At 42.0% G+C, this 16,102-nt stretch carries 14 protein-coding genes, 5 tRNA genes and 1 pseudogene; 16 read left to right on the plus strand and 4 right to left on the minus strand.

Annotated features, from left to right (window positions below):
* Positions 1–577: 577 nt before the first annotated feature.
* The 3 genes from FTV03_RS03560 (at position 578) to FTV03_RS03570 (ending at position 2,766) form a co-directional block, all read left to right on the plus strand.
* Positions 578–901 carry a pyrimidine/purine nucleoside phosphorylase gene (locus tag FTV03_RS03560; RefSeq protein WP_067763086.1) on the plus strand — a complete coding sequence of 108 codons (324 nt, stop codon included), beginning with the start codon at positions 578–580 and terminating at the stop codon, positions 899–901.
* A gap of 177 nt (positions 902–1,078) precedes the next feature.
* A complete protein-coding gene (gene rlmB / locus FTV03_RS03565) occupies positions 1,079–1,837 on the plus strand; it encodes a 23S rRNA (guanosine(2251)-2'-O)-methyltransferase RlmB (RefSeq protein WP_180039966.1) in 759 nt (252 codons plus the stop codon).
* Between the two features lie 8 nt (positions 1,838–1,845).
* Positions 1,846–2,766: a DMT family transporter gene (locus FTV03_RS03570; RefSeq protein WP_373685266.1), complete on the plus strand. Its 921-nt coding sequence runs from the start codon at positions 1,846–1,848 to the stop codon at positions 2,764–2,766.
* Positions 2,767–2,780: 14 nt separating this feature from the next.
* On the opposite strand, the gene coaE is transcribed toward FTV03_RS03570, so the two are convergent.
* Genes coaE through pilB form a run of 4 tightly spaced genes read right to left on the minus strand, consistent with a single transcriptional unit; the run spans position 2,781 to position 7,221 of the window.
* Entirely contained in the window at positions 2,781–3,383 is a 603-nt protein-coding gene (coaE, locus tag FTV03_RS03575; RefSeq protein WP_180039970.1) for a dephospho-CoA kinase, read from the minus strand.
* A 9-nt stretch (positions 3,384–3,392) separates the two neighbouring features.
* Positions 3,393–4,253: an A24 family peptidase gene (locus FTV03_RS03580; protein ID WP_180039972.1), complete on the minus strand. Its 861-nt coding sequence runs from the start codon at positions 4,251–4,253 to the stop codon at positions 3,393–3,395.
* Positions 4,253–5,479, minus strand: a complete 1,227-nt coding sequence (locus FTV03_RS03585) for a type II secretion system F family protein (RefSeq protein ID WP_078192563.1) — start codon at positions 5,477–5,479, stop codon at positions 4,253–4,255. Before FTV03_RS03585 ends, FTV03_RS03580 begins: the two co-directional genes overlap by 1 nt.
* A 32-nt stretch (positions 5,480–5,511) precedes the next feature.
* On the minus strand, positions 5,512–7,221 hold the full coding sequence (gene pilB / locus FTV03_RS03590; protein ID WP_168378203.1) for a type IV-A pilus assembly ATPase PilB: 1,710 nt from the start codon (positions 7,219–7,221) through the stop codon (positions 5,512–5,514).
* A 274-nt stretch (positions 7,222–7,495) separates the two neighbouring features.
* On the opposite strand from pilB, the gene tpiA reads away from it, so the two are divergent.
* From tpiA to FTV03_RS03655, 13 genes and pseudogenes are all read left to right on the plus strand, one after another.
* Positions 7,496–8,287 carry a triose-phosphate isomerase gene (gene tpiA, locus FTV03_RS03595; RefSeq protein ID WP_180039974.1) on the plus strand — a complete coding sequence of 264 codons (792 nt, stop codon included), beginning with the start codon at positions 7,496–7,498 and terminating at the stop codon, positions 8,285–8,287.
* A gap of 13 nt (positions 8,288–8,300) precedes the next feature.
* Positions 8,301–8,630, plus strand: coding sequence for a preprotein translocase subunit SecG (gene secG, locus FTV03_RS03600; protein WP_078189417.1), 330 nt, complete (start codon positions 8,301–8,303; stop codon positions 8,628–8,630).
* A 52-nt stretch (positions 8,631–8,682) separates the two neighbouring features.
* Positions 8,683–8,767: transfer RNA gene (locus FTV03_RS03605), tRNA-Leu, on the plus strand.
* 48 nt (positions 8,768–8,815) lie between these two features.
* Positions 8,816–8,892 (plus strand) — tRNA-Met (locus FTV03_RS03610).
* Between the two features lie 73 nt (positions 8,893–8,965).
* Positions 8,966–9,042: transfer RNA gene (locus FTV03_RS03615), tRNA-Met, on the plus strand.
* A gap of 58 nt (positions 9,043–9,100) precedes the next feature.
* Positions 9,101–9,177 (plus strand) — tRNA-Met (locus FTV03_RS03620).
* 90 nt (positions 9,178–9,267) lie between these two features.
* A tRNA-Met gene (locus FTV03_RS03625) sits at positions 9,268–9,344 on the plus strand.
* A 216-nt stretch (positions 9,345–9,560) separates the two neighbouring features.
* A complete protein-coding gene (rimP, locus tag FTV03_RS03630) occupies positions 9,561–10,085 on the plus strand; it encodes a ribosome maturation factor RimP (RefSeq protein ID WP_078189416.1) in 525 nt (174 codons plus the stop codon).
* Between the two features lie 35 nt (positions 10,086–10,120).
* Positions 10,121–11,605 (plus strand): transcription termination factor NusA, encoded by a 1,485-nt coding sequence (gene nusA / locus FTV03_RS03635; RefSeq protein WP_180039976.1) that lies wholly within the window; start codon positions 10,121–10,123, stop codon positions 11,603–11,605.
* A 10-nt stretch (positions 11,606–11,615) separates the two neighbouring features.
* Complete coding sequence (gene infB, locus FTV03_RS03640; protein WP_168378201.1) at positions 11,616–14,309, plus strand: translation initiation factor IF-2; 2,694 nt, start codon at positions 11,616–11,618, stop codon at positions 14,307–14,309.
* Positions 14,309–14,716: a ribosome-binding factor A gene (locus tag FTV03_RS03645; RefSeq protein ID WP_078189413.1), complete on the plus strand. Its 408-nt coding sequence runs from the start codon at positions 14,309–14,311 to the stop codon at positions 14,714–14,716. The genes infB and FTV03_RS03645 overlap by 1 nt, the downstream gene beginning before the upstream one ends.
* A gap of 167 nt (positions 14,717–14,883) precedes the next feature.
* A complete protein-coding gene (locus FTV03_RS03650) occupies positions 14,884–15,549 on the plus strand; it encodes a M48 family metallopeptidase (RefSeq protein WP_180039978.1) in 666 nt (221 codons plus the stop codon).
* Positions 15,550–15,623: 74 nt separating this feature from the next.
* Positions 15,624–16,102: pseudogene (locus tag FTV03_RS03655) on the plus strand (RNA-guided endonuclease TnpB family protein); the annotation flags it as partial.

Here is a 16,102-nt window from a genome sequence, read left to right on the forward strand (position 1 = left end):
GTTCTAGTTAAAGATAATTAAGTTTTGTTTTGGTCACAAGACAAGTTTTATTTTAAGATGACGAAAAACCTCATAATTCTATCTTAAATTTCAGTTTAACAAGAAATTAGTTTCTTATCCGCTGTATCCATGCAGTGTTGTGATGTAAAGAGTAGGTGATCTTGCATAACGTGAGCTGAAACCATCAAATGTCCTGCCAAGTCCTCACAAAACACGTTTGTGTATGTATTCTTGTATTTAATCTAGCGTGTTATTGCCATAAAACGTCATGATTTGGTCTCTTAAATCCGTCCATATAATTCATTATCCATGTATATCTGTGAAATGATTTTGCAGCGTTTCTATAGACCCTAACTAGGACTTTAGTGGATGAAATAAAAAAAGTATTTTGTACAAAAGTACAGTTTGTTTTAGATTCTCAATGTCAAGATAGTGAGATGGTATTGGGACATATCCACTTCTCAGATTTTTGTAATTATCTATCTCAAAATTTTCAACACTGATTGATTAGTTTTTGCAGCACAATTAAACTACATCGATCAAAATATTATAAATATGCTTTATCTGGAGAAAACGCATGTCAGCACAGTTTGATCATGTATCAGTCATCAAAAAATCAAATGTTTATTTTGGCGGTCTATGTATCAGCCACACTGTGCAATTTGAAGATGGAACCAAGAAAACACTGGGTGTGTTGCTTCCAACTGAACAAGCGCTGACTTTTGAAACCCATGTACCTGAACGTATGGAAATTATTTCAGGTGAATGTCGTGTTCAAATTGCAGATAGCGAAGAAAGCGAATTATTCCGTGCGGGTCAATCATTCTACGTGCCAGGTAATAGCCGATTTAAAATTGAAACAGACGAAGTGTTGGATTATGTGTGCCACTTAGAAGGCTAATGATTCAATCCATTTAGGCACAGTTTTTTAACCTCAAATCGGTTAAACTATGTGTCATAGCATAAATCCTGTAAAGCTTGCTTTGCAGGATTTTTCTTTTTGGCAGCCTATGCTGTGCTCTAGGGATATCATACCCTGTTCAAAAGTTTATCGAAGTTTGCAATTTAGAGGTCGTTCATGGCGAAACCGGAATATTATTATGGCGTTCATTCAGTGGAGTCATTACTGGAACTTGAGCCAGAACGCGTTTTAACTTTATTTGCGTTAAAAGGACGTGATGATCAGCGTTTAAAACGTATTTTTGAGCTTGCAGAACCGTTTGGTGTCAGCATTCAAAAAGCTAGTCGTGATAGTTTGGAAAAACTTGCGGGACAACCGTTCCATCAAGGTGTGGTTGCGGCTGTACGCCCACATCCAGTCTTGAACGAAAAAGATTTAGAGGCTTTATTACAAGCCAATCCAAATGCGTTGCTATTGGCATTAGATCATATTACAGATCCACATAACCTTGGTGCATGCATTCGTACAGCGGCAGCCATGGGTGTTGAAGCTGTGATTGCACCGCGTGATCGTTCAGCGACGCTTACCCCAACAGCCCGTAAAGTTGCTGCAGGTGGTGCTGAAAAAGTGAAGTTTATTCAGGTGACGAACTTGGCACGTACCTTGGCTCAAATCAAAGAAGACTTTAATGTACTTGTGGTCGGCACCATGCTAGATGAAAAAGCTTTGCCGATTCAAAATTTTGACTTCACAGGTACGGGTGTATGTGTGGTGATGGGCGCTGAAGATACAGGTTTACGTCCTATTACGCAGGCGCAATGTGATCAAACTGTTTACATTCCAATGGCTGGTAATTTGCAAAGCTTAAATGTCAGTGTCGCAACCGGTATGGCATTGTATGAAGCATGCCGTCAACGTAATAATAAATTGAAATAGCAGTGATGATGTCTCCTCAAAAGCAAGGTTATTTATATGTGTTCATTACCATGTGTATTTGGGGTGGATTTACCTTAACGGCGCGTTTAAGCGCCAATTGGGGAATCAGTGCTTGGGATATCACGGCGCTCAGGTTTGCTTTGGCATTTTGCATCTTAATGCCAATTTTGATTTATAAAAAAGATACGGCTTTTTTATGGAAGAAAGAGCCTTTTATCCTCGCTATGCTCGGTGGGGTGACCTATTGTTTAACGGCCTATAGTGCATTTCATTATGCTCCTGCGGCCCATGCGGCAATTTTCCTCAATGGTTGTATTCCCTTATGTACGGCTATAGCTGCATTTCTGATCTTCAAGCAGCCGCTCGATAAGCATACCTGGATCAGTGTAGTGATTATGGTCTCTGCCATTAGCTTAATGAGCTATTTGATGTATGTGGAAACCGGTGTAGCGTTTGGTCTCGGTGATTTGCTGTTTTTTATCAGTGCCATTTGGTGGGGGATATTTACGGTATTGCTTAAACAATGGAAGCTCTCTGCTTGGCATGCCATGGCGGGGGTTGCAATTTGGTCCGCCGTGGTATTTGTGCCAATTTACCTACTATTTTTCCCAAAACATTGGTCCGAACCAGAGCCGCTGCAGCTCGTTGGGCAAGTCATCTTTCACGGTGTTTTTGTGGTGATTATTGCGACTTTAACGTATGTAGAGGCGATCAAGCGCTTGGGTGCATTTAAAGCCGGAAGCATCGTAACTTTGGCACCTTTTATTGCTGCAATTTTAGCGGTACCGCTGCTGAATGAACCCTTAAGTTTTGCAATTGTGTGTGGATTGGTCGGGATGGGGATTGGAGCGATTCAACCGTGGAAATGGTTGGGACGAAAGGATAGTCTAGAGCAGCAACTCGAACAACAAAAAAAGCAGTCTGAGTAAGACTGCTTTTTTCTTTAGCTTTTTTCAGCGTGCGCTAAGTACTTGAGATGCAACGGCCGAAGCTGCGCATAAAGATGATCTAAATGACCATCATTCAGCACGATATCATCTGCAATTTTTTGCTTTTCCTGACGTGACATTTGAACTTGAATAATTTTTTGGATTTGCTCGATATTTTGACCATCACGCTGTGATGCACGCTGAATTTGCAATTGTTCTGTGGCATCAATCAGCAAGGTGTGATTGGCCAATTCATGTTGATTGGTTTCAAATAATAACGGCGAAACCAAGATGACATAGGGGCTGGTGGCTTCGTTTAATTGTTGGATAATGGACTGGCGTATTGCTGGATGGGTAATGGCTTCAAGTGCTTGACGTGCTGTAGGATCTTTAAAGATATGCTCGCGTAATGCACGCCGATTTAACTCACCATTTGCAAGTAAAACCCAATCACCAAATTGTTGCTGAATTTGATTCAGTGCGGGTTTACCAGGTTCGACAACTTCCCGTGCAACGATATCAGCATCGACGACTTGAATGCCTTGGAGTTCAAACCAATTGCTTGCAGCAGATTTACCGCTACCAATACCACCTGTTAAACCCAAGACAAATGTCATACAACGACCTTACTGACCCAAATAAATTTTCATAATTTGATCACCCCATAAAAAAGCGATCCATCCGGCGATGGCAATATAGGGACCAAATGCAAAAGGTTGGTTTTCTTTACGAACTTTGAGCAAAATAATCCCAATGATTGCACCCACTAGTGAAGAGAGTAATACAATCAGTGGAAGCAGGAAAGGGCCCATCCATGCACCCAAGGCAGCTAAAAGCTTAAAGTCACCATAGCCCATACCTTCTTTGCCAGTGATAATTTTAAATAAATAGTAAACGATCCATAGGCATAAGAAGCCGATGATATATCCCCAAATGGCTGAGGTTGCAGAGGTATAAATGGCATAGCTATTCACGCCAAGCCCGAGTGCAGCTAAAGGAAGGGTATAACGGTCAGGTAAAAGTTGGGTGTCAAAATCAATAAATGTTAATGCAATCAAGACATAAGTCAGCACCAGACCAAACAGCATTTGGATGGTTGGGCCAAAAACAGCAACAACAATCAGCGCGCAGATCATGGTGAGTAGCTCGATCAGTGGATAACGGCTACTGATCGGGTTTTGGCAACTTCCACATTTTCCGCGTAACACGATCCAACTGATGACTGGAATGTTTTGATACCAACGTATAGGTGTTTTGCATTTTGGACACGTTGAAGCAGGTGTACTCAGGGTGATCTTTGTTTCATCAATAATCGGTTGGTCTGGATGTAAAAACAGTTGGCAATCCGTGCGCCATTCTTGTTCCATCATCTTTGGCGTACGGTAAATCACCACATTTAAAAAACTACCGATGCAAAGACTAAAAATCCCAACTGCGATATACATCGCAATTGGGGTATTGATTAAATATGTTATTAATTCTTGCATTAAACCACAGAACCCATTTGGAAGATTGGAAGATACATTGCAATCACAAGACCACCAACGAGGACACCCAGTACCGCCATAATTAAGGGTTCCATCATCGAGGTTAAACCATCTACGGCGTTATCTACTTCGTTTTCATAATGCGTTGCCACTTTATCTAGCATGGCATCTAGAGCACCAGACTCTTCACCAATAGCCACCATTTGAATCGCCATAGATGGGAATTTATCGGTGACACGCATAGCAAATTGCAGTTGTTGACCAGTCGCGACATCTTCACGAATTTTCATGACCGCTGTTTCATAGACCACGTTGTTGGTTGCACCTGCAGTTGATTCAAGCGCATCAATTAAGGGTACACCTGCGGCAAAGGTTGTTGCTAAGGTACGGCTATAGCGGGCAATAATTGCTTTATAAACCAAATCACCAAAAATTGGTGCTTTCAGTGCAGCTTTGTCCAAGAAGTCACGGAAAGCCTTGCTACGTTTTTTCGCTTCCATGAAACCAGCAATCACAGCTCCAATTCCAATGATGAGGAAGAACCAATATTTTTGCATCCATTCCGACATGTTGACCACCATTTTGGTAAAGGCAGGTAAGTCTGCACCAAATGATGAAAACAAGTCTTGGAATACGGGAACCACTTTTACCATCAAAATAATCGTCACAATAACAGCGACAACGATGACCGCTGCTGGGTATTTCATGGCTTTTTTGATTTTTTGCTTAAGCAATTCACTTTTTTCTTTGTAAATGGCAACACGGTCTAGCATGGTTTCCAATGCACCCGACTGTTCACCTGATTCAACCAAGGAGCAAAATAGGTTATCGAAATACTGCGGATATTTGCGCAGCGCACCAGCAAAGGTATTACCGCCTTCAACTTCACCTTTGATCCCCAAGACCACTTCACGCATGGCTGGGTTTTCTAGGCCTTCCGCCACGATTTCAAAACCCTGAACGAGCGGTACACCGGCTTTCATCATGGTTGCAAGTTGGCGCGTGAATACCGTGATATCCAAAGTGGATACTTTCTTTTTCATCAAGCCTTCGAGAATATTTTTGCGTTTTTCTCGAATGGTTTTAATGGTGATGCCTTGCTTACGTAAAGTGACTTTGGCTAAAGCCATATTACGCGAAGGCATTTCCCCTTTGATTTTCGCCCCTTTGCGATCCACGCCTTCATAACTGAAGGTTGGCATCATCTGCGCTTTTTTTACAGCCATGAATTTATCCTTATTTTTAAATACTAATTCACTTACTCACTGGTCACACGATTGACTTCTTGAAGTGAAGTCACCCCCTGCATGACCTTAATTAAGCCTGAACGGCGTAAATTGTTAAAACCTGCTTGATTTGAAGCTTCGGCAATTTGTAAGGCATTGCCATCTTCCATAATAATTCTTGAAATTTCAGGTGTCACTTTCATGACTTCATATATACCGACACGACCTTTATAGCCTTCACGGCATTCGGCACAACCAACAGGTTGGTATATTTGAAATTCTGGTGTATTTAAATCGTCTTCAGTAAAACCAAGTTCCAGTAGACTTTGTTTTGGTACCTCTACTGTTTCTTTACATTGTGAACATAGGCGACGCGCAAGTCGCTGCGCAATGACAAGGTTCACGGATGTCGCGATGTTAAATGAAGGCACGCCCATATTGCGTAAGCGTGTCAGTGTTTCAGGTGCACTATTGGTATGCAGTGTAGACATCACCATGTGACCTGTTTGAGCCGCTTTAATTGCAATTTCAGCCGTTTCTAAATCTCGAATCTCACCGACCATCACAATATCAGGGTCTTGACGTAAGAATGATTTTAAGGCTGCAGAGAAGGTGAGGCCGACTTTATTATTTACGTTGACCTGATTGATCCCTTCTAAGTTAATTTCCACAGGGTCTTCGGCCGTTGAAATATTGGTATCTTCACGGTTGAGAATATTTAAACCTGTATATAGAGATACGGTTTTACCGGAACCCGTTGGACCGGTAATGAGTAGCATGCCTTGTGGTTTTTCTAAAGCCTGCATGAACAGTTCTTTTTGATCCGGTTCATAACCCAACGCATCAATCCCTAGCATCGCACTAGATGGATCAAGGATACGTAGAACAAGTTTTTCACCAAACAATGTCGGTAAAGAGTTCACACGGAAGTCGATAGCTTTGTTCTTTGAAAGCTTTAACTTGATACGACCGTCTTGAGGTATACGCTTTTCCGAGATGTCCATTTGTGACATGACTTTTAAACGTGAAGCGAGTCGAGTAGCGAGCTGCAAGGGCGGATTTGTAATTGTTCTTAACACGCCATCGACACGGTAGCGGACGCGATAGGTCTTTTCGTAGGGTTCGAAATGTAAGTCAGATGCACCCATGCGAATTGCGTCGACTAGTAGTTTATTGATGTACTTAACAATCGGCGCTTCATCACCCGTTGCCTCATCTTCATCTTCTTGAGATGGATCGGGTGTTTCACTATCTAAATCAAGATCAAAGTCATCATCAAAGTCAAAAGTACTTTCTTCAGCGAAGTTCTGTTCAATTAACTTTTCAAGTTTGTCATGTTCAACAATAATGGTTTCGGTATTCAGCTTACTACCAAACCGAATGGCATCCACTGCTTCAATATTGGTGGGATTACTGATCGCAACGAATAATAAATTGCCATGTTTAAAAATGGGCAAAATACGATGCTTGGTAATTAACTTATCTTCAAATTCATCACGAATAATTAAGGAGGTGTCATAAGTCGAAATATCAAAAACCGGTTCACCGAACTCTATCGAGATGGTTTCAGCGATCAGGCGTGCTGAAAGTTGATATTCCTGAATCAAATGCGGCACGATATCTTGATGAGCCTTTTTTGAATTTTGCAGCGCTGTTTGCATTTTTTCGGCAGACAGATGCCCTTCGTCAACTAAGCGACGAATAAACCCCGTAAATCTTGAAGAACCTTGAACTGCTGTCATGCTTTTACTTGCCTATGCTTCAGTCTGTTTATAATTGGTATAGCAAAATTATACTTTTGTTGCACAAAAATACCATATCTTAAAGTGTTGTCACTAGCTAAGAATTGGTAAAAAGCATGAACCAGTCCTTAAATCTGCTTAATTTTTTACAGAAAAGTGAAGATCTTGGAATGACTGGTGTGGTTCGAAGATGCAAATGTGTTGAAATTTATCTTCAAAATTATGAATTACGTGTAGAATGTGCCCGATTTCATCTTTGTCATGTGGGATAAATATGTCGGGTTCGACGATTACGCCTTGGGTAGTGGGTAACTGGAAAATGAACCCATTGCAAGCCGATGCTGGCGCACTTCTTAAGAATTTTAAGCAATTATTAAATGAACAAAATATTGCTGAAGCGGCATGCCATATTGGGGTTGCACCAACAGCTATTGCTCTGACCACGGTGCAAAATGAATTAGCACAAGCTAGCCGTAACATCATGACTGTTGCACAAGACGTTTCTCGCGTTGCAGGTACAGGTGCATATACGGGTGAGCTCAGTGCTGAGCTATTAAAAGATTATGGTGTTGAATTTGTACTGATTGGTCATTCAGAACGCCGTGAAATTTTTGCTGATCAACCGCATATCATTAATGAAAAAGTAAAAAATGCATTAAACGCAGGTTTGACTGTGATTTATTGTGTGGGTGAAAGCTTAGAACAACGTGAAAGCGGTCAAGCAGAACAGGTTGTGTTACAACAAATATGTGATATCGCTGCTGTCGTACAAGCAGAGCAGTGGAAACAAATTGTGGTGGCTTATGAGCCAATTTGGGCCATTGGTACAGGTAAAACAGCGTCACCTGAAGATGCACAAGCGATGCATGCTAAAATTCGTGAAGGTTTAAGCCAAATCACCCCAATGGGACTTCATACTGCGATTCTTTATGGTGGTAGTGTAAAACCTGAAAATGCAGTAGAGTTGGCAGCCTGTCCGGATATCAATGGTGCGCTGGTCGGTGGTGCATCATTAAATGCAGAGTCGTTTTATAAAATTGCTCAAGCATTTGCAAATACAAAATAATTAGGAGTTCAGCATGCATACGTTTGTGCTGGTGGTACATATTATCTTAGCGATTTTAATGATCGTGCTGATTTTAGTTCAGCATGGTAAAGGCGCAGATGCGGGTGCATCTTTTGGTGGCGGCGGTGCTGCAACTGTATTTGGTGCATCTGGTTCGGGTAACTTTATGACCCGTTTGACTGCGATTTTAACGGCTTTGTTCTTTGTTACGAGCTTGACACTTGCTGTGTTTGCAAAGAAACAAACGACAGATGCTTATAGTCTGAATGCGATTTCTTCAGTACCGACTGCGCCAGCAAAATCGGCTGAAACTTCGCCAACTGCACCAAAAAGCTCTGAATAATTTATTTAACGCTTTCTTTTTTGATGTGTTGCGACTAGAATGCGTCACAGCTGCGGTGGTGGTGGAATTGGTAGACACGCTACCTTGAGGTGGTAGTGCTTTCGGGCGTGGGGGTTCAAGTCCCCCCTTCCGCACCAACTTATAATCCAGAACATAAGTTGGTGTATGCAGCAAAACTCTGTTGATGCGGGATGGAGCAGTCTGGTAGCTCGTCGGGCTCATAACCCGAAGGTCGTTGGTTCAAATCCAGCTCCCGCTACCAATCAATTCTATTTTTAAGATGCAAACTTTTAAATGGACAGCTTTTAAAGCTGAGAGAACTATTTGCATATTGATGCGGGGTGGAGCAGTCTGGTAGCTCGTCGGGCTCATAACCCGAAGGTCGTTGGTTCAAATCCAGCCCCCGCTACCAATCTTATATAGCGCACAATCTATATAAGCAGTTTGTCTGAAAGTCATTGTGATGTTGATGCGGGATGGAGCAGTCTGGTAGCTCGTCGGGCTCATAACCCGAAGGTCGTTGGTTCAAATCCAGCTCCCGCTACCAATCCTCTGAGATGCAACTCAGTAGGGCAATTCTTCAGGTTGTTTTAGATTGAAAATGACCAAGAAATTGTATATAATTTTTGCATGTTGATGCGGGATGGAGCAGTCTGGTAGCTCGTCGGGCTCATAACCCGAAGGTCGTTGGTTCAAATCCAGCTCCCGCTACCAAGTTTCTAAAAGAGGCTCACAACTAGGTGGGCCTTTTTGCACAGTGGACTATGGTTTTCTGTGTAATAATGGGGCGATTTACGCCCTTTTTTATTGGCTATCGTGTAGTGTCGACAGTATTTTGGTCAAACCGTCATGTTTCACTACTACTATAGTTTTGCATTGGTCTGTAGTGGTCATTTCGACCATCGAATCGCACAAATTTGACGAGAGTAAATGAAGCTATCAAATAAAACTCAAGCACTTCAGGACTTAATTGCCCCAGCGGTGCAAGCATGTGATGTAGAACTTTGGGGGATTGATTTCCAACCTCAAGGAAAACGTTCACTGTTACGTATTTATATCGACCGTGAAGTTGATGAAAATGCAGAACCTGTCATCAATGAAGATGGCGAAGTTGAGCAAGGCCGTGGTATCGGTGTGCAGGACTGTGTTCGTGTCACTCAGCAAGTGGGTGCGATGTTGGATGTACATGATCCAATTTCAGGCGAATATGCATTGGAAGTGTCATCTCCAGGTTGGGATCGTCAGTTCTTTAAATTGGAACAAATGACGGCATACATTGGTCAGCAAGTCGCTTTGCGTTTGATCAGTGCTGTGGATAATCGTCGTAAATTCCAAGCCAAACTTGTAAGCGTAGACCTTGAAAGCGAAATGATTCAGGTTGAAGTTGAAAAGCAACAAGTGTTGGATATTGACAGCCACAATATTGATAAAGCAAATCTGGTTTTCCAAGATTAATTTAATAAATAAGAATCTGAACGAATAGGTGACTTATGGCTCGTGAAATTCTTACCGTAGTAGAAACGGTTAGTAACGAAAAAGGTGTAAGTCGTGATGCAATTTTTGAAGCGCTTGAACAAGCTTTAGTTGCAGCGACTAAGAAGAAATTCTATGAGGGAACTCACTCGGAAGAAGCTCGTCTACGTGTAGAAATCGACCGTCGTACTGGTGATTACCGTACTTTCCGTCAATGGGAAGTGGTTGCCGACGAAGATCACGAAATGCCAGCATGCCAAGATGCGATCTCTGATGTAGATCCTGCAAAATGGGCAATTGGCGATATTCGTGAACTTGAAGTTGAATCGATTGATTTCGGTCGTATTGCGGCACAAATTGCGAAACAAGTGATTGTTCAAAAAATTCGTGAAGCAGAACGTGCATTAATTGCAGATGCTTACGAGTCTAAAGTTGGTGAACTCATCTACGGTGAAGTGAAAAAACAAACCAAAGATGGCTTTATCATTGACTTAGGTGACAATGCAGAAGCATATCTTGCGCGTGAAGAAATGATCGCTAAAGAAATTCTACGTCCTAAACAACGTGTAAACGCGATTTTGTTTAATGTGAACCGTGAAGGCCGTGGTGCTCAGTTATTACTTTCTCGTTCTAAACCAGAAATGCTCATCGCATTGATGAAGAAAGAAATTCCTGAAATTGCTGAAGAAATCATTGAGATTAAGGCAGCTGCACGCCAACCTGGCGTTCGTGCTAAAATCGCTGTGAAAACAAACGATCACCGTATTGATCCTGTAGGTGCATGTATTGGTATGCGTGGTACACGTATCCAAGCGGTTCAGTCAGAGTTAAATGGTGAGCGTATTGATGTAGTCGTTTGGTCGGATGACGCGGCACAGTACATTGCAAGTGCTTTAGAGCCTGCTGATGTATCAGGTATCGTGATTGATGAAGAAGAACGTACTGCAGATATTATTTTTGCAACGAGTGATCAGTTAGCGCGTGCAATTGGCTCTCAAGGTCAAAACGTACGTTTAGCATCTGAATTGACTGGTTACAAGCTCAATATGATGCTTGAAGAAGAATATCACGCACGCCAACAAAACGAAGCGCAACAATATTTAGATATGTTTGTTACACGTCTAGATATTGATGAAGACTTAGCGATGGCGTTGGTTGAAATGGGCTTCACATCATTAGAAGAAATCGCGTATGTTCCTGCGGAAACATTCGATGAGATCGAACTTGATGCTGAAACTGTTGAAATGCTACAAGGTCGTGCAAAAGAAGTTGCATTGGCTGATGCATTGAAACAACAAGAGAACATCCAAGAGCCAAGCGAAGAGCTTGCTGCAATGGAAGGCGTGACTAAAGAAATCGCGTATGCGCTTGCCGCTCGCGGTGTGGTAACTGTAGATGATCTTGCAGATCAAGCCACTGACGATATCTCTGATATTGAAGGTTTAGGTGTTGAAAAAGCAGGTCAACTTATTATGAAAGCGCGCGAATCATGGTTTAACTAGGAGGTAATATATGACGGACAAGTCGATTAAGGAGTTAGCTCTCAGCGTGGGTCGTCCAGTTGAGAAGCTGCTGGAACAGGTTCGTGATGCAGGTTTAACACAAACTAAACCTGAAGATATTATCTCCACTGAACAACAAAATGCCCTCGTTAACCATTTGAAAAAAGTTCATGGTCAGGATGCGGGCAATGCAGGACAAATCACGTTGAAACGTAAAACTACCAGTACTGCTAAAGTGGCGAGTACATCGGGCAAGGCAAAAACGATTAATGTAGAAGTTCGTAAGAAACATACATTTGTTAAACCGGATCCTGAGCAAATTAAAGCTGAAGCATTAGCGAAAGCACAAGCTGACCAACAAGCACGTAAACAGGAACCTAAGGTTGAAGCGAAAGCTGAAGAACCGAAGCAACAACCAGTATCTAAAGCGAAACAAGCTTTAGAAGCAATGCGTGCTGCTGCGAAGCAAGAACATGCGAAGCAAGAAACACCGAAAGCTGCGGTTGTTGTAAAACGTAAGTCAAACAACAAGCCAATTACAAAACCTGTTGAAACTCTAGAACAGAAAAAAGCACGTGAAGCTCAAGCAGCACAATTGAAAGCTGTAGAAGAAGCGGCGCGTCGTAAAGCCGCTGAAGAAGCGCAACAACGTACGCTTGAGCAAATGCGTCAAATGGCGTCTAAGTATTCTAACGAAGACACTACTGCGACCATTCGTGTTGTAGATGATTCTCCGCTTGCTGCCGGCCTTGTAGGTCAGGCATATGAAGATTCATTTGCGAAAGAAGACCGTGAAATTAAACGTGGTACCAATACCAACAATTCACGTTCACCTAAAAAAGGTGGTCGTCGTGGTGAAGAGCAATCTTTCCGTGATAACTCACATAAACGTGGTTTAAAAACAAGTCAAGCGAACAAGCATGGCTTTGAAAAACCAGTTAAAAAACAAGTTTATGATGTTGAAATTGGTGAAACAATTGTTGTTGCTGACTTGGCTGCGAAAATGGCGGTTAAAGTTCGCGAAGTTATCAAATCACTCATGAAAATGGGCGAATTGGTTACTCAAAACCAAGCGATTGATCAAGAAATTGCAGCACTTGTTGTTGAAGAAATGGGTCACAATCCAGTACTTGTTTCGGATACACAAGCAGAAGACAACTTACTTGAAGCAGCTGAAGAAGCGCGTGGTGTCCAAACCACTCGTCCGCCAGTTGTGACAATTATGGGTCACGTTGACCATGGTAAAACATCACTTCTTGACCGTATTCGTCGCTCTAAAGTGGCTGCAGGTGAAGCAGGTGGTATCACACAGCATATTGGTGCTTACCATGTGAAAACTGAAAAAGGTATTATTACTTTCTTAGATACACCGGGACACGCAGCATTTACTGCAATGCGTTCACGTGGTGCGAAATCTACAGATATCGTAGTGTTGGTTGTTGCAGCGGATGATGGTGTTATGCCACAAACTGCGGAAGCGATTGACCATGCACGTGCAGCAGGTACGCCAATTATTGTTGCTATCAACAAAATGGATAAAGAATCTGCTGATCCAGATCGCGTATTGAATGAGTTGACGACGAAAGAAATCGTACCTGAGCAATGGGGCGGTGACGTTCCAGTGGCAATGGTTTCTGCGCACAGCGGTGCAGGTATCGACGAACTTCTTGACTTGATCTCAATTCAAGCCGAACTTCTTGAGCTTAAAGCATCTGAAGAGGGTGCGGCACAAGGTGTTGTAATTGAAGCACGTGTAGACAAAGGACGTGGTGCGGTAACATCGATTCTTGTTCAAAACGGTACATTGAAAGTGGGTGACCTTGTTCTTGCAGGTTCGTCATACGGTCGTGTACGTGCAATGACAGATGAAAATGGTCAACGTATTAAATCTGCTGGTCCTTCGATTCCTGTGGAAATCTTGGGTCTACCAGAAGCGCCAATGGCGGGTGATGAAGTTCTTGTTGTAAATGACGAGAAAAAAGCACGTGAAGTTGCTGATGCGCGTATGGATCGTGAACGTCAAAAACGTCTTGAGCGTCAATCTGCGATGCGTCTTGAAAATATCATGGCGTCTATGGGCAAGAAAGATGTGCCTATTGTCAACGTGGTATTGAAAACAGACGTACGTGGTACTTTGGAAGCATTACACGTTGCACTTGCTGAACTTGCAACTGATGAAGTGAAAGTACGTATTATTGGTTCAGGTGTTGGTGCGATCACTGAGTCTGACGTAACACTTGCTGAATCATCAGAAGCGGTTCTTCTCGGCTTTAACGTACGTGCTGATAATACTGCACGTCAAAAAGCTGATGCTGATGGTATCGACATTCGTTACTACTCGATCATCTATCAATTAATTGATGATGTGAAAGATGCGATGAGCGGTAAATTAGCGCCTGAACACCGTGAAACAATTCTTGGTGTTGCTGAAGTACGTGAAGTGTTCCACTCAAGTAAATTCGGTGCTGCTGCAGGTTGTATGGTACTTGAAGGTACATTACACCGTAATAAACCGATTCGCGTATTACGTGATGACGTGGTGGTATTCCAAGGTGAGCTTGAATCTCTTCGTCGCTACAAAGATGTGGTTGAAGAAGTTCGTGCCGGTATGGAATGTGGTCTTGCGGTGAAAGGCTATAAAGACATCAAAGCACAAGATAAGATTGAAGTGTACGATGTTCAATTGATTAAACGGAGTCTTTAATGGCGGGTAGTCAACGTCTGAAGCGTATGGCGGATACAGTACAACGTGAGTTGTCAGAACTGATCCGTCAGGAGCTGAAAGATCCACGCTTAGGTGGTCTTGTGACCATCTCTGCCGTGAAGGTGAGCCCAGACTTAGGATATGCCGAAGTTTATGTGACTGTAATGGGTCGTGAGCTAGGCGATGAGCAAAGTGAAGCCGCAAATAAAGAAACTTTAGATGTCTTGAATAAAGCATCTGGTTTCTTGCGTCATGAACTGAGCCGTCGTATCAAAACACGTATTACGCCACGTTTGCGTTTCCATTACGACAAAACAAATGCTTATGGCAACTATATGTTTGGTCTAATTGCGGAAGCGGTCAAGGACTTACCTCCTACTGACGAAGCAAAAAAAGATGATGAATAATTCAGTTCGCTGAATGAAAAAAGCCACCTTCGGGTGGCTTTTTTATGTTTGAATGGTCATTATTTAAAAATACCCAATAACACACAGAATTATAACTAGATGATAAAACTAAGCTTGAAAATGACATTGGATAGTCCAGTCTATACACACAATATAATAAAAAAATCATGCTATTGAGCAGCATATTACTCATCACTATGCCAAGTTGGGCATGTTTAAATACCTATGTAGAAGATTTTTATACATCTGATTCAGAAAAAGAAAATCAACACGAAGAACATCATGACGAAAAATTGAAGAACTTTGTCTCAAGGCATCCTAGCCCAATAGACTATCAGGCAGAAAATGATTATGCCGTACATCAGATCTACGCAGGCCGTTACGATTTAGCCATTAAGGTTTTACGTGCAATTGAAAATGAGCATCCAGGTTTACCGAAGACGGCAGTGAATTTAGGCACAGCTTATGAGTTGATCGGCAATATTTCACTAGCCAAAAAATGGATTGCTGAAGGTATGAAGCGTGATCCATCGATTCATCTTGGCAGTGAATGGATTCATCTGAATATTTTAACAGCCAAAGAAAAACGTGCGACGGCAAAATATTTTCATGAATTGCCATTGTTGAATGTACATTATGGAACAGGTTATGTACCTGATGCGCACTGGAAGAATCAGCGAAAACTCACAACGGCAGAATATGATGCTATACGAGAGCAGGCCAGTTTACAGATTAATGAGCGGAAAAATTTTGTTTCAAGACAGAATGCCGTGATGGCACAGCTGTTTTATCAAATGGAGCGTAAAACTCTGTCCTTCAGGTCAGAGATATAAGCGACACGACATGAAGTGTCGTTTGATTTAACTAAGGACTATTTTCCTTGAGTTTTGATTGTTAATATAAGTACATGAAAACCCTTAAATTACGTATAAAAGACAAACATTGCAAGGTGTTAGACCAACTAGCATCAGAAGTGAACTTCGTCTGGAATTATGTCAATGATTTAGGGTTTAGGCATTTGAAGCGGAAAGGTGAATTTCTCTCTGCTTTTGATATTGCCAAATATACGAAAGGCACATCCAAAGAATGTAATTTACATAGTCAAACCATTCAGGCTGTAACTGAAGAATTAGTCACCCGAAGAAAGCAATTTAAAAAAGCAAAGCTGAAATGGCGTGTCAGCAATAAAAAATCAGCAAGGCGCTCTTTGGGATGGGTTCCCTTTAAAAAGGTGGCTATCAAATATGCCAATGGATATGTCCAGTATGGAAAACACCAATTTAAGCTTTGGGATAGCTACGGTTTAAGCAAATACACGTTAAAAACAGGTTCATTTGTAGAGGATAGCCGTGGGCGTTGGTATGTATGTCTTGTTGTTGAATCGCC

The organism is Acinetobacter sp. YH12218 (genome assembly GCF_013417925.1).
GTDB lineage: Bacteria > Pseudomonadota > Gammaproteobacteria > Pseudomonadales > Moraxellaceae > Acinetobacter > Acinetobacter amyesii.

Coding starts and splice junctions, on each gene's coding strand:
- FTV03_RS03560 (WP_067763086.1), top strand. CDS start 578: ATGTCAGCACAGTTTGATCATGTATCAGTCATCAAAAAATCAAATGTT.
- rlmB (WP_180039966.1), top strand. CDS start 1,079: ATGGCGAAACCGGAATATTATTATGGCGTTCATTCAGTGGAGTCATTA.
- FTV03_RS03570 (WP_373685266.1), top strand. CDS start 1,846: ATGTCTCCTCAAAAGCAAGGTTATTTATATGTGTTCATTACCATGTGT.
- coaE (WP_180039970.1), bottom strand. CDS start 3,383: ATGACATTTGTCTTGGGTTTAACAGGTGGTATTGGTAGCGGTAAATCT.
- FTV03_RS03580 (WP_180039972.1), bottom strand. CDS start 4,253: ATGCAAGAATTAATAACATATTTAATCAATACCCCAATTGCGATGTAT.
- FTV03_RS03585 (WP_078192563.1), bottom strand. CDS start 5,479: ATGGCTGTAAAAAAAGCGCAGATGATGCCAACCTTCAGTTATGAAGGC.
- pilB (WP_168378203.1), bottom strand. CDS start 7,221: ATGACAGCAGTTCAAGGTTCTTCAAGATTTACGGGGTTTATTCGTCGC.
- tpiA (WP_180039974.1), top strand. CDS start 7,496: ATGTCGGGTTCGACGATTACGCCTTGGGTAGTGGGTAACTGGAAAATG.
- secG (WP_078189417.1), top strand. CDS start 8,301: ATGCATACGTTTGTGCTGGTGGTACATATTATCTTAGCGATTTTAATG.
- rimP (WP_078189416.1), top strand. CDS start 9,561: ATGAAGCTATCAAATAAAACTCAAGCACTTCAGGACTTAATTGCCCCA.
- nusA (WP_180039976.1), top strand. CDS start 10,121: ATGGCTCGTGAAATTCTTACCGTAGTAGAAACGGTTAGTAACGAAAAA.
- infB (WP_168378201.1), top strand. CDS start 11,616: ATGACGGACAAGTCGATTAAGGAGTTAGCTCTCAGCGTGGGTCGTCCA.
- FTV03_RS03645 (WP_078189413.1), top strand. CDS start 14,309: ATGGCGGGTAGTCAACGTCTGAAGCGTATGGCGGATACAGTACAACGT.
- FTV03_RS03650 (WP_180039978.1), top strand. CDS start 14,884: ATGCTATTGAGCAGCATATTACTCATCACTATGCCAAGTTGGGCATGT.